General features: G+C 64.4%; 16 protein-coding genes and 1 pseudogene. 11 read left to right on the top strand and 6 right to left on the bottom strand.

The genetic code is table 11. The features are described from left to right. Window positions 1–2: 2 nt before the first annotated feature. Genes CCOS864_RS17055 through CCOS864_RS17040 form a run of 4 tightly spaced genes read right to left on the bottom strand, consistent with a single transcriptional unit; the run spans window position 3 to window position 4,634 of the window. Window positions 3–431 carry an acyl-CoA thioesterase gene (locus tag CCOS864_RS17055; protein ID WP_115087522.1) on the bottom strand — a complete coding sequence of 143 codons (429 nt, stop codon included), beginning with the start codon at window positions 429–431 and terminating at the stop codon, window positions 3–5. After that, window positions 431–1,594 carry an iron-containing alcohol dehydrogenase gene (locus tag CCOS864_RS17050; RefSeq protein WP_115087521.1) on the bottom strand — a complete coding sequence of 388 codons (1,164 nt, stop codon included), beginning with the start codon at window positions 1,592–1,594 and terminating at the stop codon, window positions 431–433. The genes CCOS864_RS17055 and CCOS864_RS17050 overlap by 1 nt, the downstream gene beginning before the upstream one ends. A 41-nt stretch (window positions 1,595–1,635) precedes the next feature. Continuing rightward, a complete protein-coding gene (locus CCOS864_RS17045; protein WP_115087520.1) occupies window positions 1,636–3,399 on the bottom strand; it encodes an acyl-CoA dehydrogenase C-terminal domain-containing protein in 1,764 nt (587 codons plus the stop codon). Beyond that, window positions 3,396–4,634, bottom strand: a complete 1,239-nt coding sequence (locus CCOS864_RS17040; RefSeq protein WP_115087519.1) for a 3-hydroxyacyl-CoA dehydrogenase — start codon at window positions 4,632–4,634, stop codon at window positions 3,396–3,398. Before CCOS864_RS17040 ends, CCOS864_RS17045 begins: the two co-directional genes overlap by 4 nt. Before the next feature lie 96 nt (window positions 4,635–4,730). Here CCOS864_RS17040 and CCOS864_RS17035 point away from each other — a divergent pair, with 96 nt between their 5' ends. Then, window positions 4,731–5,624, top strand: a complete 894-nt coding sequence (locus CCOS864_RS17035) for a LysR family transcriptional regulator (protein ID WP_115087669.1) — start codon at window positions 4,731–4,733, stop codon at window positions 5,622–5,624. A gap of 87 nt (window positions 5,625–5,711) precedes the next feature. On the opposite strand, the gene CCOS864_RS17030 is transcribed toward CCOS864_RS17035, so the two are convergent. Then, a complete protein-coding gene (locus CCOS864_RS17030; protein ID WP_115087518.1) occupies window positions 5,712–7,130 on the bottom strand; it encodes an amino acid permease in 1,419 nt (472 codons plus the stop codon). 445 nt (window positions 7,131–7,575) lie between these two features. Here CCOS864_RS17030 and CCOS864_RS17025 point away from each other — a divergent pair, with 445 nt between their 5' ends. The 10 genes and pseudogenes from CCOS864_RS17025 (at window position 7,576) to CCOS864_RS16985 (ending at window position 18,102) form a co-directional block, all read left to right on the top strand. After that, complete coding sequence (locus tag CCOS864_RS17025) at window positions 7,576–8,994, top strand: aminotransferase-like domain-containing protein (protein ID WP_115087517.1); 1,419 nt, start codon at window positions 7,576–7,578, stop codon at window positions 8,992–8,994. A 220-nt stretch (window positions 8,995–9,214) separates the two neighbouring features. After that, window positions 9,215–10,483 (top strand): annotated as a pseudogene (locus tag CCOS864_RS28775) (methyl-accepting chemotaxis protein); the annotation flags it as partial. Window positions 10,484–10,585: 102 nt separating this feature from the next. Further along, the gene (locus tag CCOS864_RS28770; RefSeq protein WP_420849239.1) at window positions 10,586–11,341 is read left to right on the top strand and encodes a methyl-accepting chemotaxis protein; all 756 of its coding nucleotides are present in this window, start codon (window positions 10,586–10,588) and stop codon (window positions 11,339–11,341) included. A 153-nt stretch (window positions 11,342–11,494) separates the two neighbouring features. Then, window positions 11,495–12,696, top strand: a protein-coding gene (locus CCOS864_RS17015; protein WP_420849238.1) for an IS3 family transposase whose coding sequence is annotated in 2 segments (ribosomal slippage) — window positions 11,495–11,825 and window positions 11,825–12,696 — 1,203 coding nt in all. Because the reading frame shifts where the segments join, the coding sequence is not laid out codon by codon here. A 164-nt stretch (window positions 12,697–12,860) separates the two neighbouring features. Beyond that, window positions 12,861–14,033: an acyl-CoA dehydrogenase family protein gene (locus CCOS864_RS17010; protein WP_115087515.1), complete on the top strand. Its 1,173-nt coding sequence runs from the start codon at window positions 12,861–12,863 to the stop codon at window positions 14,031–14,033. Continuing rightward, the gene (locus tag CCOS864_RS17005) at window positions 14,030–15,217 is read left to right on the top strand and encodes an acyl-CoA dehydrogenase family protein (protein ID WP_115087514.1); all 1,188 of its coding nucleotides are present in this window, start codon (window positions 14,030–14,032) and stop codon (window positions 15,215–15,217) included. The genes CCOS864_RS17010 and CCOS864_RS17005 overlap by 4 nt, the downstream gene beginning before the upstream one ends. A gap of 16 nt (window positions 15,218–15,233) precedes the next feature. Beyond that, window positions 15,234–16,016: an SDR family oxidoreductase gene (locus CCOS864_RS17000; protein ID WP_115087513.1), complete on the top strand. Its 783-nt coding sequence runs from the start codon at window positions 15,234–15,236 to the stop codon at window positions 16,014–16,016. A 2-nt stretch (window positions 16,017–16,018) separates the two neighbouring features. After that, window positions 16,019–16,477, top strand: coding sequence for a MaoC family dehydratase (locus CCOS864_RS16995; RefSeq protein ID WP_115087512.1), 459 nt, complete (start codon window positions 16,019–16,021; stop codon window positions 16,475–16,477). 24 nt (window positions 16,478–16,501) lie between these two features. Beyond that, a complete protein-coding gene (locus CCOS864_RS16990; RefSeq protein ID WP_115087511.1) occupies window positions 16,502–17,704 on the top strand; it encodes an acetyl-CoA C-acyltransferase in 1,203 nt (400 codons plus the stop codon). A gap of 2 nt (window positions 17,705–17,706) precedes the next feature. After that, a complete protein-coding gene (locus CCOS864_RS16985) occupies window positions 17,707–18,102 on the top strand; it encodes a steroid Delta-isomerase (RefSeq protein WP_115087510.1) in 396 nt (131 codons plus the stop codon). 51 nt (window positions 18,103–18,153) lie between these two features. Here CCOS864_RS16985 and CCOS864_RS16980 read toward each other — a convergent pair whose 3' ends face one another. Continuing rightward, entirely contained in the window at window positions 18,154–18,927 is a 774-nt protein-coding gene (locus CCOS864_RS16980; RefSeq protein WP_115087509.1) for an SDR family oxidoreductase, read from the bottom strand. Window positions 18,928–18,943: the final 16 nt, after the last annotated feature.

Raw genomic sequence — 18,943 nt, 5'->3', positions numbered from 1 at the left:
AGTCAGTCACAGCGCAAACGGCTCAATGCCGCCCGCAGGGGTTCAGGGATAGCGACCGGGCGGTTGCTCGCGCGCTCGACGAACACGTGGACAAAGCGCCCCGCCGCGCAGGCCTGCGCCTGCCCGGCCTTGAAGATGCCCAGGGTGTAGTGCACCGAGCTGTTGCCCAGCTTGCTCACCGCCAGGCCCACCTCGATGCACTCCGGAAAGGCAATCGAGGCAAAGTAGTCGCAGCTGGAATTGACCACGAAGGCGATCACTTCCCCCTGGTGGATATCCAGCCCGCCCTGCTCGATCAGGTAGCTGTTCACCGCGCTGTCGAAGAAGCTGTAGTAGACGACGTTGTTGACGTGGCCATAGAGGTCGTTGTCGTGCCAGCGCGTGGTGATCGGCTGGAAGTGGCGAAAGTGCTCGCGCCCGGGGTGCTCCATCAGAACGCCTCCCGGTAGATCGCCAGGGCATCGGCCTCGCTGACCTCACGCGGGTTGTTGACCAGCAAGCGCTGCTGTTGCATGGCGTCGCGGGCCAGATGTTCGAGACTGCTCTCAGGCACGCCGGCATCGCGCAAACGCGTCGGCAGGCCGCAGCGTGGGTTCAGTTCAGCCAGCTCGTTGATCAACTGGGCAGTGAGGCTGTTTACGTCACCTGCCTGCAAGCGCGCACCCAGCAACAGCGGCGCCAGCTCGGCATACAAGGGCGCCGCCGCTTCGGCGTTGAAGCGCAGCACATGGGGCAGCACCAGGGCATTGGACAGCCCGTGGGGGATCTGGAAATGCCCGCCCAGCGGATAGGCCAGCGCATGCACCGCCGCCACCGGTGCGTTGGCAAAGGCCTGGCCGGCCAGGCAAGCGCCGAGCAGCATGGCCTGGCGCGCCTCGCGGTTGCGGCCGTTGTGCACCGCCTCGTCAAGATTGCCGGCCAGCAATTGCAACGCCTCACGGGCCAGCAGGTTGGACAGCGGATTACGCTTGAGCTTGCTGGTATAGGCCTCGATGGCGTGGACCATGGCGTCGATGCCGGTGGCGGCGGTGACCGCCGGCGGCAGGCCGAGGGTCAGGTCGGCATCGAGCAGCGCCAGGTCCGGCAGCAACAGGGTCGAGACCACGCCCATCTTGCTGTGCTCGCCGGTGGTGACGATAGCGATCGGCGTCACTTCCGAGCCGGTGCCCGCCGTGGTCGGCACCTGGATCAACGGCAGGCGCCGGCCACGGGCCTGGTCGACGCCGTAGATGTCGCTGAGCAATTGCGAGCACTGCGGGTGCGCCAGCAGCGCCACCAGCTTGGCCACGTCCATGGAACTGCCGCCGCCAAAGCCGACGATCAGGTCGGCCTGCATCGCCCGCGCTTGTAGCACCACCTCCAGCACACAGGCTTGCGGCGGGTCGGCCAGCACCTGGTCGAACACCGCCACAGTCAGGCCCTGCGCCGCGAAACCCGGCAGCAATGGCTCGAGCAAACCCAGGCGGGCGATACCCGGATCGGTGACGATCAACACCGCCCGCGCCCCGCGTTCGCGGCACAGGCTGGCCAGGCGCAAGGCGGCGCCGGCTTCGCAGAGGATCTGCGCGGTGGTAGCAAAACTGAATGACTGCATGCGGCGTCCCTCGTTGTTGTTGTGATGTCCGCAAGGTGAAATCAGAAGGCGAAATCGGCCTCTGGCAAACTCATCAGGCAGCCGGCGCCGGCCAGCAACGCCTGGCGATGAGCGCCTGCACGCGGCAAAATCCGGCGAAGGTAAAAGTCCGCAGAATGCAGCTTGGCCTGGTAGAACGGCGCTTCACTGCTGCCGGCCGCCAGGGCGGAACTGGCACGCTCCGCCGCCTGCAACCACAGCGCCGCCAACAACACATAGGCCGAGTAGGCGAGAAAATCCACCGACACCGCACCGATCTCTTCGGGGTCCTGGCGGCAGGCTTGCAGCACCGACTCGCCCAGCGCCCGCCACTCCTCCAGGCACTGCCCTACCCGCTCGGCCATCGGCGGCTGATGGGTAGCCTGGGCCACCTGCGTTGCCAGCTCATCGATCAGCGCATTGAGCTCACTGCCGCCATCGCCGAGCAGCTTGCGGCGAATCAGGTCCAGGGCCTGGATGCCATTGGTGCCCTCGTACAGCTGGGTGATGCGGCTGTCGCGCATCAGTTGCTCCATGCCCCACTCGCGGATAAAGCCATGGCCGCCGAACAGCTGTACGCCGAGGCTGGCGACTTCCTGGCCGCAGTCGGTAAAGAAGGCTTTGACGATCGGGATCAGCAAGGCCGCGCGCCGCCTGGCATTGCTGCAGCCGTGTTCAAGGTCGAGCTGGCGGGCGGTGTAGGCGGCGAGCATGCGGCAGCCTTCGCTCAGGGTTTTCTGGGTCAGCAGCATGCGCCGCACATCGGGGTGGACGATGATCGGGTCGGCGGCTTTGTTCGGCGCCACCGGGCCGCTGATGGCCCGTGACTGCAGGCGCTCACGGGCATAGGCCAGGCCGCCCTGGAACGCCGCTTCGGCGATGCCCAGGCCCTGCAGGCCGACCTGAAAGCGCGCGTCGTTCATCATGCTGAACATGCAGGCCAGGCCCTGGTTGGCCTCCCCCACCAGCCAGCCGGTGGCGCCGTCGAAATTCATCACACAGGTGGACGCGCCCTTGATGCCCATCTTGTGTTCCAGCGCACCGCAGCTCAAGGCATTGCGCTCGCCGAGGGTGCCGTCGGCATTCACCAGCACCTTGGGCACCAGGAACAGGCTGATGCCCTTGACCCCGGGCGGTGCCTCGGGCAAGCGCGCCAGCACCAGGTGGATAATGTTGGCGCTCAGGTCCTGCTCGCCGCCGCTGATGAAAATCTTGCTGCCGCTGAGCTGGTAGCTGCCGTCGGCCTGGGGCAAGGCACGGGTGCGCAGCAAGGCCAGGTCGGTGCCGGCCTGGGGTTCGGTGAGGCACATGGTGCCGGTCCATTCGCCGCTGACCAGTTGCGCCAGGTAGCGCTGCTTGAGCTCGGCGCTGCCGTGGCGCTCCAGCGCCAGCACCGTGCCTTCGGTGAGCCCGGAATAGATTCGGAACGACAGCGACGCAGCCATCAGCATCTCGTGAAAACTGGCCGAGACCATCTGCGGGAAACCCTGGCCGCCGAATTCCAGCGGCCCGGTCATGCTCGCCCAACCTTGCTCGACGTACAGCTTGTAGGCCTGACGAAAGCCATCCGGGGTAGTCACCTGGCCGTCCTGCAAACGGCAGCCCTGCTCGTCGCTGTTGCGATTGAGCGGCGCCACCACTTCGGCGGCAAAGCGTGCGGCTTCTTCGAGCACGCCATCGATGGTTTCGCGGTCCAGGCCATTGCCCAGTTGCTGGCAATGGCCACTGGCATCGAACAGCTCGTGCAGCACGAAACGCATATCGCGCAGCGGTGCCTGGTAACTCATACCCGGCCCTCCTGTACAGCGGCAAAGCCTTTGCCAGCGGCCACCAGCCGGGCAATCAGCGCGGCTGGCCACCAATGTTCGCCGAGCATGCGTTGCAAACGTTGCAGACGCTCCTGGATCGAGGCCAGACCCTGGCCATCGGCCCAGTGCAGCGGTCCGCCGACCGCGGCCGGGAAGCCGTAACCGTTGAGGTAGACCAGGTCGATGTCGTGGCTGTTGGCGGCGATATTCTCCTCAAGGATCTTCGCCCCTTCGTTGACCAGCGCCAGCAGGCTGCGCTCGACGATTTCCGGGTCGCTGATCAGCCGGCGGCGATAGCCCAGGCCGGTAGCGATTCGCTCGATCAGGGCATCGACCTCAGGATCGTGCTCGGCTTCGCGGCTGCCCTCGGCATACTGGTAATAACCAAGGCCGGCCTTCTGGCCGAAGCGGCCGAGGTCGCACAGGGCGTTGTCGACCTGCACCAGCGGGCTGTCCATGCCCTGCCCGGCCAGTTTCCGGGCGCGCCACTCCAGATCGACGCCAACCACGTCGTACATGCGAAACGGGCCCATGGCAAAACCGAACGCCTGCAAGGCGCCGTCGACCTGCTGTGGCAGCGCACCTTCAAGGAGCATCTTGCGCGCCTCGTCGGCGTAGGTTTTGAGCATGCGGTTGCCGATAAAGCCGCGGCAGTTGCCGGCCACCACGGCGATTTTGCCCAGGCGCTGGCCCAGGGCTTTGGCCTGGTCGAGCACGGTGGCCGAGGTCTGCTGGCCGCGGACGATCTCCAGCAGTTTCATGATGTGTGCCGGGCTGAAGAAATGCAGGCCCAGTACCTGTTGCGGACGCTGGGTGACAGCGGCAATCGCATCGATATCCAGCGCCGAGGTGTTGCTGGCGAGGATCGCACCGGGATTGAGGGTGCGGTCCAGGGTACGGAAGATTTCCTGCTTGAGCTCGAGGTTTTCGTACACCGCCTCGATCACCAGGTCGACATCGGCCAGCGCCGCGTAGTCGTCCACCGCCTGAATGCGCGCGAGGTTTCGCTCGGCCTGTTCCTCACTGATGCGGCCCTTGACCACCTGGTGGGCCCAGGTGTCGGCGGCCATCTTCAGGCCTGCGGTGACCATCTGCGGGCTGGCATCGAGCCACAGCACCGGGATGCCGGCACTGGCCAGGCTGATGACAATCCCCCGGCCCATGGTTCCCGCCCCTACCACCGCAGCCTGTTGCCCATCGAATGCATTGCTCACACCGGCACCCCTAAGTCGAAAAGAAGGATTGCCGACACCGTAAGCAGCTGCCTACTATTTGAGAAATTTCATTTTCATATGCGTGATATTTGCGAAATGAATATAAACACCTTCGACCTCAACCTGCTGCGCATCCTCGACGTGCTGCTGCGCGAGCAGAACGTCTCACGCGCCGCCGAGCGCCTGGCCCTCAGCCAACCGACGGTGAGCAACGCCCTGGCGCGCCTGCGCGAATTGCTCGACGACCCGCTGCTGGTGCGCATCGGCCGGCGCATGCAACCGACGCCCAAGGCCCTGGCCCTGGAAGGGCCGATCCGCTCGGCGCTGCAACAGATCGAGCAGACCCTCAACGTCGGCGAAAGCTTCGACCCGCGCCTGAGCCGGCAGACCTTTCGCATCGCCATGACCGACTTCGTCGAGCAGTTGTGCATGCCAGGCCTGCTGCGCCGCCTGCAGGACCGTGCGCCGAACCTGCGCCTGGACATCGCCCCGCTGGCGCCGAGCCTGCCGGTGGATGCCCTGGACCGGGGCCAGCTGGACCTGGTGCTGGGGCGCTTCGATGAGATTCCGGCGCGTTTTGCCCGTCATCACTGGCGCAGCGAGACCCTGCAGATTGCCCTGCGCAAGGAGCATCCGCTGGTGAGCGGCGCACTGGACCTCGACACGTTTTTGCGCCTGCGTCACCTCTGGGTGCATGGCGGGCAGACGCGCGGCATGGTCGATCAATGGCTCGGGGAGCAAGGGTTGGCGCGGCAGATCGTCTACACCACGCCCAACTACCTGCAGGCGGCGCACCTGGTGGCGGCGTCGGATTTGTGCGTGGTGCTGCCGACGCAACTGGCACGCCACTTCGCCACGCTGCTGCCGTTGCAGCTGCATGACTTGCCGTTTGCGTTGGAGGCGTTTGAGCTTGAGCTGGTGCACCTGGCCCAGCGCGGTCAGGACCGGGCGCTGGGCTGGCTGGTGGGGGAGATTTTGCGGGTGGTTTGAGGGCCTCATCGCTGGCAAGCCAGCTCCCACAGGTCATGTGTACAACACAAATCCTGTGGGAGCGGGCTTGCCCCGCGATCGGGCGCTTCAGGACAACGCTTTTTTCGCCGCCCGCACGTGCAACACCGCGCCCATCAAGGCCACGACAATCGCCGCCGCACCGGTGGAGAACACCAGCACCTGGTAGTCCGGCACAAACGCCATGGTCACCAGGCAGCCGATGATGAACACGATCACCAGGTAGGTCAGCCACGGGAACAGCCACATTTTCAGGCGGATCGGCTTGCCTTCGGCTTCGAGCTTGCGGCGCATCTTCAGTTGCGAGAAAGCAATCACCAGGTACACCAGCAAGGCGATCATGCCGGTGGTGTTCATCAGCACATCGAGCACGTCTTTCGGGCGCAGGGTTTCGCTGAAGTTGATCAGGGCCACAAACACCGCCACCGAGCACGAGCCGATGATCGAGAACACCGGCACGCCGGTACCGGCACGGGTGATCTTGAAGAACGACGGCGCATCACCACGGGTCGACAGCGAGAACAGCATGCGCGAGGCGGTGTAGTGCGCCGAGATCAGGCAGCTGCTCACCGAGGTCAGCACCACGAAGTTCATCACCAACTCGGCACCGGGAATGCCCAGCAGCTCCAGGGTCCGACGGTACGAGCCATAGCCCGAGGTGCCCATCAGCGGGTCGTTCCACGGCACCAGGGCAACGATCAGGAAGATCGAACCGACATAGAACAGGCACACCCGCCAGACCACCGAGTTGGTCGCCTTGACGATCTGCTCCGAGGGGTTCTTCGACTCGGCGGCAGCGATGGTGACGATTTCCGCACCGAGGAAGGCGAACATCACCCCGAGCATGGCCACCACCACCGCCTCCATGCCGTTGGGCATGAAGCCTTGCGCGGTGAGGTTGCTCAGGCCGTGGACTTCACCGGTGGGCCACAGGTTGACCACCGCCAACCCGCAGACCACCAGGAAACAGATGATCGCCACCACCTTTATCAAGGCGAACCAGAACTCGAACTCGCCGTAGTGCTTGACGTTGAAGAAGTTGACGCTGATCAGCACCAGGGTGGTGGCCAGGACGAAGACGTTGACGCTGATCGAGGGGAACCAGCCGTGCAGGATCTTGCCGGCGACATAGGCTTCCCAGGCCATCAGGATGACCCAGAACCACCAGTACAACCAGCCGATGGTGAAACCCGCCCAGCGGCCAATGGCGCGCTCGGCATAGGTGGAGAACGAGCCGGTATCGGGCGACGAAGTCGCCATTTCACCGAGCATGCGCATGATCAGCACCACCAGGATGCCGCCGGCCAGGTAGGCCAGAATGGCCGCGGGGCCGGCGCTGTGAATCACACTGCCGGAGCCGACGAACAATGCGCCGCCGATAACCCCGGCGATCGACATCATGGTCAGGTGACGAGACTTGAGCGAAGCGCTGAGCTTGCTCTCGTGCTCCACCTTCGCTGTGGAAGTGGATGTGGATGTTGCGTCCATCAGTAGCTACCTCGTGTTCTTTTTATGCAAGGAAACTCGAGAGACCGCCTGCTACAGCGGTCTCACCCATTCGAATCGGTAAACGTGCGGGCAGCCGAAATCGCCCGGCCCAGGTCATGGGTCGGCGACGCTGCTCACGGGGCCAGCGGAGTGCCTCTGGTCGGATTGAACGGTGCAATGGCGCGATGGCGGGTCAGTGCCATCTGTGCGCAAGGAGCGGTTGGGCGGCGCCCAAGGGTAAAAGCATCAGTGTCATTGTGATTATTCATACTGCTTCAACGTGCTTTAGCTAGCGATAACAGACCCCTAATGTAAAAATGTCCGACAAATAGAGCCATGCACAGCGCGATGAAAAATCCACTGCACTGTACAGGCCGCCGATGCAGTACACCGCGATTTCCTGCAGGCGCCCGGCGTTACGCACACCTGAAGGCACAGCTTCCCCATGCTTGAATTACGACCCGACGCATCGCCCCCGCTGGTCAACCAGATCATCAACGGGCTGCGTGAGTTGATCGAGAACCAGACCCTCAAACCCGGTGCCAAGGTCCCCTCGATCCGCGCCTTCGCCGCCACCTACTCGGTCAGCACCTTCACCGTGGTCGAGGCCTACGACCGCCTGGTCGCCCAGGGTTTGCTGGTCAGCCGTGGCAATGCGGGGTTCTTCGTCAACCGCTCGGCGGTCGAGCTGATCGAAAGCCAGGCCAGCGAACCTGCGCCAGGCAAGCCGGAATTCAACTCCGAGTGGTACCTGCAGCAGATCTTCGAAAGCCGCCAGCTCGAGTTCAAGCCCGGTTGCGGCTGGCTGCCCAACGACTGGATGTTCGAGGACGGCCTGCGCCGGGGCATGCGCCAGGTCGCCAGCAGCGTGCTGGAACTGAGCGGCTACGGCGACCCCATGGGCCTGCTGGAGCTGCGCACCCTCACCGCGCAGAACCTGCAACAGGACCTGCGCATCGTCGCCAACCCCAACCAGCTGATGCTCACCCACGGCGCCAGCCAGGCCCTGGACCTGGCCGTGCGTACCCTGGTGCGCCCCGGTGACGTGGTGCTGGTGGACGACCCCGGCTACCCCAACCTGATGAGCATCCTGCGCTTTCAGGGCGCGACCCTTTTGGGCGTACCGCGCACCCCGAATGGCTACGACCTCGACCACCTCGAACGGCTGCTCGAACACCATCGCCCGACGGTGTTCTTCACCCAGCCGCACCTGCACAGCCCGACCGCCTCGCGCACGCCGCTGGCGCAATTGCACCGCCTGCTGCAACTGGCGGCGCGCCACGGTTTTCGCCTGGTGGAGAACAACCTCTACGCCGACATGATCAGCGAACCGCTGCCGTGCCTGACCAGCCTCGATCATTTGCAGCAGGTGGTGTACGTCGGCAGCTACTCGAAAAGCATCTCGCCGAACGTGCGGGTCGGCTTCATGCTGGCCAATCCCGAACTGATGCAGCAACTGCTGCAACTGAAAATGCGCTCGGGCCTGACCACCTCGCAGGTGATGGAACGGGTGGTGTACGCCGCCATCACCGACGGCCGCTGGCGCAAGCACCTCAAGCGCCTGCGCCAGCGCCTGGCCGAGGCTCAGCAGCAGGTCAGCGAACAGCTCACGCGGCTGGGTTTCGAGCGCTTTATCGAAGGCGACGAAGGCATGTACCTGTGGACCCGCCACCCGGCCATCGCCGACAGCGCGGCGCTGGTCGATGACGCCCTGGCGCAAGGCATCATGCTCGGCCCCGGGCAGTTGTTCATGGTCGATTCACAGGCGACCGGGTGGATGCGTTTCAACGTGGCGTTCAGCACCGAGCCTGCGTTGTGGGAGAAGCTGGAGAAGTTGCTGGTCAAGCATGGGCGGCGGCAATAGGTGCAGCGGATATTGTCGATATAAATCGGCGATCTACAAAAATTGCCTTAAGGCCGTCTGTTTTTATAAACAGGCTAATTTCGCTGAAACCGGCAAAACAGAGCCACCTAGATCAGAAACCCCGTAAAAGCTCGACATAAGCCTGAAACACTTCGTGAAAATTTAATTGACACGCCTCTGTCACTCTTCTTATTTTCACAAACAAAACAAGGACATCCCCATGCTGCTGCGCCGCCTGCTCATTCAATGGAAGATCACCTTGCTCGCCGGCCTGTGCCTGCTGGCCATCGTGGTGGTGCTGATGGCGGCCACGCTGATGCAGTCGAGCCGCAGCGCCGCCCTGGTCAACAGCGCGAACACGCAGATGCTCGACCACAACGCACGGCTGCGCCTGCACACCTCGGCCCAGCTGCAAGCGACGAACATCCAGCGCTACTTTCGTGACGCGTATTTGTATGGCGATGGCGTCGCGCAGTTGGTGATGTTCTTGAAGGCCCAAGGCAACGACAACCTGCGCCAGGACCTGACCGAACAGGCGCGCAAAGCCCTGGGCAAAAACCCCGACCTGCTCGGCCTGTACCTGGTGTTCCTGCCCAACGCCCTGGACAGCAAGGACGCCGCCTTCGTCGACCAGGCCGCCGTGGGCAGCAACGAAAGCGGGCGTTTCTCGCTGTACTGGTCGCAGCCCAAGCCCGGCGAGCTGGAATCCGAAGCCATGCCCGAATCGATGCTCGCCGACACCAGCCTGTCGGCCAACGGCTCAGCCTACAACCGCTGGCTCACCTGCCCGCTGGAAACCGGCGAGGCCTGCGTAGTCGATCCGTACTTCGACAGCGTCGGCGACCGCACGCCGCTGATGACCAGCGTCGCCTTCCCGCTCAAACAGGACGGCAAGATCGTCGGCGTGATGGGCCTGGACATCAGCCTCGACAACCTGCAGCAACTGAGCCTGGACGGGCGCAAGGAGCTGTTCGACGGCAACGGCCAGGTCAGCATCGTCAGCCTCGCCGGCTTGCTGGCCGGGCATAGCCGCGATGCCACGCAACTGAGCAAGAAATTCGAAGAGGTGTTCGGCCAGCACGCCAGCGCCCTGGCCGCGCAGATGCGTGCCGGCAAAGCAGCGGAGTTCAGCGATAACGGCTTGCTGCAGGTCAGCCAGTCGTTCGCCCCGGTGCCCGGCGCGCAGCCGTGGAGCGTGTTGCTGGAAGTGCCGGAACAAGTGCTGCAGGCTCCGGCCATTGAACTCAACGCGCGCCTGGACGCGCACAACAGCAGCGCCAACCTCAGCAGCCTGCTGATGGCCCTGGCTGCCGCGGTGCTGGGCCTGGTGGTGATCTGGCTGACCGCCCGTGGCGTCACTCGACCGATCTTGGGTGTGGCGGCGATGCTCAAGGACATCGCCAGCGGCGAAGGCGACCTGACCCGGCGCCTGGACTACGCCAACAAGGACGAACTCGGCGAGCTGACCAACTGGTTCAACCGCTTCCTCGACAAGCTGCAACCGGTGATTGCCGACGTCAAAGCCTCGGTGCACGACGCGCGCAGCACCGCCGACCAATCGGCGGCGATTGCCAGCCAGACCAGCGCCGGCATGCAGCAGCAATACCGCGAAGTCGACCAGGTGGCCACCGCCTCCCAGGAAATGAGCGCCACCGCCCAGGACGTCGCCCGCAACGCCGCACAAGCGGCGGAAGCGGCGCGTGGCGCGGACCTTGCCAGCCGCGAAGGCTTGAGCATGATCCGCAACACCACCCAGGCCATCGAACGCCTGGCCAATGAAATGACCGCCGGCATGGAAGAAGTCCAGCACCTGGCCAGCCGCAGCGAGCAGATCGGCTCGGTGCTGGAAGTGATCCGCGCCATCGCCGAGCAGACCAACCTGCTGGCCCTCAACGCCGCCATTGAAGCAGCGCGTGCCGGTGAAGCCGGGCGCGGCTTTGCCGTGGTGGCCGATGAAGTGCGCAACCTGGCCAAACGCACCCAGGACTCGGTAGACGAAATTCGCGTGGTGATCGAAGGCCTGCAACAAGGCACCCGCGAAGTGGTCGAGGCCATGCACAGCAGCCACCGCCAGGCCCAGGACAGCGTGGCCCAGGCCGAACAGGCGCTACCGGCCTTGCAGCGTATTGGCGAAGCGGTGACGGTGATCACCGACATGAACCTGCAGATCGCCTCGGCGGCCGAGGAGCAAAGCGCCGTGGCGGAAGAAGTGAACCGCAACGTAGCGGGGATTCGCGACGTGACCGAGTCGCTGTCGGGGCAAGCGGAGGAGTCGGCGCAGATCAGCCAGGCGTTGAACCGGCTGGCCAATCATCAGCAGGGGTTGATGCAGATGTTCCGGGTGTAGCGCTCTCCTGTGGGAGCGGCGGTGCGACGACTCGACTTGACCCGCGATGAGGCTAGGATTGCGACCGCTGCGCGCTCGATCGCTGGCAAGTCCAGCTCCCACAGGTCGCCTACATGCACAAATCCACTGTGGGAGCTGGCTTGAACTGGCCTAATGATTTTGGACACCTTCGTCGGGCGCTATTATGGCGCCCAATTGGAGGCAAAATCAGTGCGAAAATCTTACTCGAACGAATTCAAAATCAAAGCTGCCGAGATGGTGCTGGACGATGGTGAGTCAGTCCCTGATGTCTGCGAGAGCCTTGGTCTAGGGCGGACCGCGCTTCGTCGCTGGGTCGAGCAACTGCGCCAGGAACGAGAAGGTCAAACACCAGTCGGCGCCAAGGCCATCACTCCAGAGCAGCAGCGAATCCAGGAGCTGGAAGCGCTAGTCCGGCAAAAGGACCGGGATATCGAAATCCTAAAAAAGGCCAGTGCTGCCCTCCTCCGGGACTCCAAGGATCGTTCTCGTTGATCAACGAACTGAGTGAGCAATTTGGTGTTTTCGACTGCTGTCGCGTCCTTGGAGTTCGGCGCAGCAGTTTCTACGCATGGCGAAAACGCCAGGGACGAAAGGATCCGGTCAGAGAGGATCTGCGTTCAACGATGGCCAGCCTTTTCAAGGCCTCTCGTAGCTCTGCTGGGTCGCGAACGCTGGTTCGGGAATTGCGTCGTGCTGGCCATAAAGCCGGGCGATACAAGGTACGTATGCTGATGAAGGAAGCCGGTCTGCAATGCAAGCAACGCAGGCCGCATCGTTACCGATCATCGGGCACAGAAGCATTGATCGCGAGTAACCAGCTCAAGCGAAACTTCAACGTCTCGACGGTCAACCAGGTGTGGTGCGGCGATGTCACCTACATCCAGGTAGGCAAGCGTTGGCTGTACTTGGCGGCTGTGATCGACTTGTATGCTCGCCGAGTGGTGGGCTGGGCTTTCTCAATGATCGCCGATGCCCGGCTTGCCTGCGAGGCGCTACGAATGGCGGCCGAATCTAGAGGTAGACCGGCTGGAGTGATGTTCCACTCGGATCAGGGCTGTCAGTACACCAGCCATAAATTCAGGGCTGCTCTTGAGGAGTACGGTCTGGAACAGAGCATGAGTCACCGAGGCCAGTGCTGGGATAACGCCGTCATGGAGCGCTTCTTCGGTGCATTGAAGTCTGAGTGGATACCAGCAGAGGGTTACGAAACCGAAGCGCAAGCACAGTTAGACATCCAGGCTTATCTGATGCGTTACAACCTTAAGCGTCTCCACAGCTACAACGGCTATGAAACCCCGGTAGCCATGGAGAAAAAGCTCAAGGTTGCGGCATGAACCTAAACCGGTGTCCAAAATCTGTTGACCAGTTCAGCTTGACCCGCGATCGGCTGCAATCCAGGCACATCGGCCATACGGACTAGGCGAGGCAAACGATTCTGCCGCCAACGCATCTGGCCACACTCGCCGGTACATCCGCCAGACGAGTAAAAGGCGCCGCGATGGAATTTGCATTCAGCGACGAACAGGAAATGATCCGTACTTCGGCCGAGGGCTTTCTCGCCGATGTCTCCAATTGCGCCGCCGTGCGCGCGGCCATGGGCAGCGACAAAGGCTACGACCCGGCCCTCTGGCAGCGCCTGTGCACCGAGATGTACTGGCCGGCGATTCACATCCCCGAGGCCTACGGTGGCCTGGGCCTGGGCTTTGTCGAGCTGAACATCCTGCTCGAACAGATGGGCCGGCGGTTGTTCTGCTCACCGTTCTTCGCCACCGCCTGCCTGGCCACACCCGCTTTGCTGATGACCGCTGACGAGGCGCAGAAAAACACCTGGCTTGCGCCCATTGCCGAGGGCCGCCTCACCGCCACCCTGGCGTTCACTCGCGGCAGCGGCTGGGGCGCGGAGGATATCCAGGCCACGGCCAGCGCCGAAGGCGAGGGCTTTGTCGTCGATGGCCTGTTCGGCCAGGTGATCGACGGCGACTGCGCCGGCTTGTTGATCGTTGCTGCCCGTACTCCGGGCAGCACCAGTGAGAGCGGGATCAGCCTGTTTGCCGTCGAGGCCGGCCGCGAAGGCATCGAGCGCCAGTGGCTGCCGACCATGGACCAGACCCGGCGCCTGGCGCGCCTGCAGTTCAACCGCGTCTATCTGGGCCCCGAGGCACTGCTGGGTGAGGTCGGCAACGCTTGGCCGGCCTTGCACAAGGTGCTGCAGTTGGCCTGCATTGGTCTTGCCGCAGAGCAGGTCGGCGGGGCCCAGCAGGTCCTCGACCTGAGCGTCGCGTATATGCAGGAGCGCCAGCAGTTCGGCCGCCCGATCGCCAGCTTCCAGGCCCTCAAGCACCGCGCCGCCGACATGATGCTGCAGGTCGAGTGCGCACGCTCGGCCAGCTACTACGCCGCCTGTGTGGCCCAGGAAGTGCTCGACCCGCAGGGCGACCCGCAGGTGGCCGCCGAGCTGCCGCTGGCCGCCGCCCTGGCCAAGGCGCAGTGCTCGCAAAGCTATTTTCACTGTGCGGCGGAGTCGATCCAGCTGCATGGCGGCGTCGGTTTCACCTGGGAATACGACCCACACCTGTATTTCAAGCGTGCCCGCGCCAGCGAGAGCTACCTCGGCGCACCGGCCTGGCATCTGCAGCAGATCGCCACGCTGATCATCGGAGAGCAGCCATGAAGATCAGTTTCAGTGAACAGGACGAGCGCTTTCGTCAGGAGGTCGCCGACTGGCTGGCCGGCAACCTTTGCGGTGAGTTCGAGCCCCTGCGCTTTCGCGGTGGTCCGGGCGACGAACACATGTACCCGCAGCAGCGCAAAGCCTGGGAGCGCAAGCTGGCCGAAGGCCGCTGGACCTGTGTCGGCTGGGCGCCGGAGCATGGCGGCCGGGGCCTGTCGATCAGCCAGCAGGTGATCTTCCATGAAGAGTACGCCCGCGCCGGCGGCCCCGGGCGCATGGGTCATATCGGCGAAGGCTTGGCCGGGCCGACCATCGCCGCCTTCGGCAACGACGAGCAAAGGCGCCGCCTGCTGCCCGGCATCGTCAGCGGCACGCAGTTCTGGTGCCAGGGCTACTCGGAACCAAGCGCAGGCTCCGATCTTGCCAACGTCAAGACCCGCGCCAGTCTTGAACACGGCAGATGGGTGATCAACGGCCAGAAGGTCTGGACCTCGCTGGCCCACGAGTCGGACTGGTGCTTCGTGATCGCCCGCACGGAGCCTGGCAGCGTCGGCCATCGCGGCCTGTCGTTCCTGCTGGTGCCGATGGCCCAGGCCGGCATCAGTGTGCGGCCGATCGAGCAGATGACCGGTACCTCGGAATTCAACGAAGTGTTCTTCGACAACGCCAGCACCGATGCCGCCAACCTCATCGGCCAGCCGGGTGACGGCTGGAAGATCGCCATGGCCTTGCTCGGCTTCGAGCGCGGGGTCTCGACCCTCGGTCAGCAGATGCAGTTTGCCAACGAACTGAACGAGGTCATCGCCATCGCCAAGGCCAATGGCGCAGCCCGCGACCCGCTGCTGCGCCAGCGCCTGGCCGAAGCCTGGTGCGGCTTGCGGATCATGCGCTACAACTCGCTGCGCATGCTCTCCGGTGCCCAGGACGGCGCGCTGCGCAAGGAGGCGACCATCTACAAGCTGTTCTGGTCCAGCTGGCACGCCAACCTCGGCAAGCTGGCCATGGACGTGCTCGGCACCGACGCCGAACTGCTCGAGGCCGCGCCCTACCAGCTCACCCGGCTGCAATCGCTGTACCTGTTCAGTCGCGCCGACACCCTGTACGGCGGCAGCAACGAGATCCAGCGCAACATCATCGCCGAGCGCGCCCTGGGCATGCCCAAAGAACCGCGCCTGCGTCCCTGACCGAAGGAGTTAGTCGATGTCCACCCCCAACTATGTAGCGGGCCATGGCCTGTTGCGCGGCAAGTCCGTGCTGATCACTGCGGCGGCCGGTTCCGGTATCGGTTTTTCCGCCGCCTTGCGTGCCGCCGAAGAGGGCTGCCGGGCTTTGATGATCAGTGATATCCACGAAGGCCGCCTGTACGAGGCGGTGGGCAAGATTCGCCAGGCCACCGGGCTTGCCGAGGTATTTGGCGTGCTGTGCAACGTCACCGACGAAGCCCAGGTGCAGCACCTGGTCAGCTGCGCCGAGCGCGACCTGCACGGCGTTGATGTGCTGATCAACAACGCCGGCCTCGGCGGCTCACGGGCGCTGGTCGACATGCCCGACCAGGAGTGGCAGCGGGTGCTCGACGTCACCCTCACCGGCACCATGCGCATGACCCGCGCGATGTTGCCGAAGATGATGGAGCGCCGCGCCGGGGTCATCGTCAACAACGCCTCGGTGCTCGGCTGGCGCGCGCAGAAGGAGCAATCGCACTACGCCGCGGCCAAGGCCGGGGTCATGGCCCTGACCCGTTGCGCGGCGGTCGAGGCGGCCAGCCACGGTATCCGCATCAATGCGGTCAGCCCGAGTATCGCCCTGCATGATTTTCTCGCCCGCTCCGCACCCCAGGCAGTGCTTGAACAGCTGGCGGCCAACGAAGCCTTCGGTCGCGCCGCCGAAGTCTGGGAGGTGGCCAACGTGATGATGTTCCTGGCCAGCGACTACAGCTCGTACATGACCGGCGAAGTGCTGTCGGTTTCCAGCCAGAGGGCCTGAGCATGACGCGCATATTCGACACGCCGCACGCCTTGCACGAAGCCGTCGGCGAGGTGCTGGGCGTCAGCGACTGGCTGCTCATCGACCAGGCGCGCATCGACCTGTTCGCCGAGGCCAGTGGCGATCACCAGTGGATTCATGTCGACCCGCAGCGCGCTGCCAGCGGCCCGTTTGGCGCCTGCATCGCCCACGGCTACCTGAGCCTGGCCCTGGTCAACCTGTTCCTGCCGCAGATCGTCGACGTGCGCGGCATCGCCATGGGCGTCAACTATGGCTGCGAACGCGTGCGTTTTCCCAGCGTGGTGCCGGTGGGTTCGCGGGTGCGGGGCAATGCCCAGCTGATCAGCGCCGAGCAGGTCAGTGGCGGCGTGCAGGCGGTGATCCGCGTCAGCGTCGAAATCGAGGGCCAGCAGCGCCCGGGTTGTGTGGTCGACACCATCAGCCGTTATTACCCCGCCTGAATCCAGGCATCGGAGCACTTGAACATGAATGAAGCCGTTATCGTTTCTACCGCCCGCACGCCGATTGGCAAGGCCTTTCGCGGTGCTTTCAACGACACCGAAGCGCCTGCTCTCGGCGGCCATGTGCTGCGCGAGGCCGTACGGCGCGCGGGCATCGAGGCCGACCAGGTCGATGATGTGATCATCGGCGCCGCCGCCCAGCAGGGCACCCAGGGCTACAACCTCGGGCGCTTGTGCGCGATTGCCGGCGGCCTGCCGTCGTCGGTGGCCGGGATGGCCGTCGAGCGCCAGTGCGCCTCGGGCCTGATGAGCATTGCCCTGGCGGCCAAGGGCATTATCTGCAATGAAATCGACATCGCCGTTGCCGGCGGCCTGGAGTCGATCTCGCTGGTGCAGAACAAGCACAAGAACCTCTACCGCAATCAGTCCAGCGCCGTGCTTGAGCGCGACCCGCAGGCGTACATCCCGATGATCGAAACCGGCGAAATCGTTGCCCAGCGCTACGGCGTGTCGCGCCACGAGCAGGATGCCTATGCCTTGCAGAGCCAGATGCGCACCGCCCAGGCGCAAGCCGCTGGCCTGTTCGACCTGGAACTGGCGCCGCTGAGCACACGCAAGGCGATCGTCGACAAGGCCAGCGGCGAGACCCGCTTCGAGACCGTGACCTTGCTGCACGACGAATGCAATCGCGCCGACACCACCCTGGCCAGCCTCACCGCGCTGGAGCCGGTGTGGCAGGGCGGGCAGTGGACCGAGCCCGGGCGTTTCATCACTGCCGGCAACGCCTCGCAGCTGTCTGACGGCGCATCGGCCTCGGTGTTGATGAGCGCCAAGCGGGCCGAACAACGCGGCCTCGCACCGCTGGGTATCTATCGTGGCCTGGCGGTGGCCGGTTGCAATGCCGATGAGATGGGCATCGGCCCGGTCTACGCCATTCCCAAACTGCTCAAGCGCCATGGCCTGAGGGTCGAGGACATTGGCCTGTGGGAGCTCAATGAAGCCTTCGCCAGCCAGGTTTTGTACTGCCGCGATACCCTGGGTATCGACAACCAGCGCCTGAACGTCAACGGCGGGGCGATTGCCATCGGCCACCCGTTTGGCATGTCGGGTGCGCGCATGGTTGGCCACGCCCTGATCGAGGGCAAGCGCCGCGGCGTGCGCTATGTGGTGGTAAGCATGTGTATTGGCGGTGGCATGGGCGCCGCTGCATTGTTCGAGGTGGCTTGAGCATGAACCTACCGACTGCGCAGGAAGTCCAGGGCCTGATGGCCCGTTACATCGAGCTGGTCGATGCCGGGGATATCGAGGCGATCGTGCAGATGTACGCCGATGACGCCACGGTCGAAGACCCGTTTGGCCAGCCGCCGATCCACGGCCGCGAGCAGATTGCCGCGTTCTATCGCCAGGGTTTGGGCGCGGGCAAGGTCCGCGCCTGCCTGACCGGGCCGGTACGGGCCAGCCATAACGGCTGCGGGGCGATGCCGTTTCGCGTCGAGATGGTCTGGAACGGCCAGCCCTGTGCACTGGATGTCATCGATGTGATGCGCTTTGATGAGCACGGCCGGATCCAGACGATGCAAGCCTACTGGAGCGAGGTCAACCTCAGCGTGCGCGAGCCGCAGTAGGGCTCAGGCAAGGCCCACCCCACCGGGGTGTGGCCTTGCGGGAGGCAGCGCTTACTGCGACTTTGCCGCGTCGAGAAACGCCGGGCGCTCGCCGCCACCATGCACGGCAATGTCGGCGCCGCTGACATAACGGGCCAGTGACGAGGCCAGGTACAGGCAGCTGTCACCGATGTCTTCGGGGCTGGCCAGGCGTTGCAGCGGGATGGTCGCCGCGACCTCGGCCAGGTCGCCTTCATCGCCATAGTGCAGGGCTGCCTGCTCGGTGAGGATCAGCCCGGCGGTGACGGCGTTGACCCGTACCTTGGGTGCCCACTCTACCGCCAGCGAGCGGCTCAGGTTGAGCAAGCCGGCCTTGGCCGCGCCGTAGGCGGCAGTGCCGGGGGAAGGGCGGGTGGCGCTGACGCTGCAGATATTGATGATGCTGCCGCCGTCGGCCTGGGCCTGCATGATGCGGTTGGCCTGCTGACTGAGGTTCAGCGGCGCCAGCAGGTTCAGGCGGATGATCGATTCGCTGAAGCGCGGCGAGGCGCTGGCGGCTTCGGCATAGGGTGCGCCACCGGCGTTGTTGATTAGCACGTCAAGGCGGCCGAAGCGCTCGACGATCGCCACCATCATCTGCTGGACCTGCTCGATGTCCCGCACGTCGCAGGCCAGGAACAGCGCCTCGCGCCCGGCGCTGGCAGGCAATGTGGCAGGCGCCTGGCGCCCGCAGATCACCACTTCGGCGCCGCACTCGAGAAAGCGCCGGCTGATGCCGCGGCCCACACCTTTGCCACCACCGGTGACCAGAACCACCTTGCCGCGAAAATCCATAGGGTCGTGCATGCCTGCCTCGTGTTCG

The sequence above is a fragment of the Pseudomonas wadenswilerensis genome (assembly GCF_900497695.1).
Classification (GTDB): Bacteria; Pseudomonadota; Gammaproteobacteria; order Pseudomonadales; family Pseudomonadaceae; genus Aquipseudomonas; species Aquipseudomonas wadenswilerensis.
This window is presented reverse-complemented; position numbering and strand designations above follow the sequence as displayed.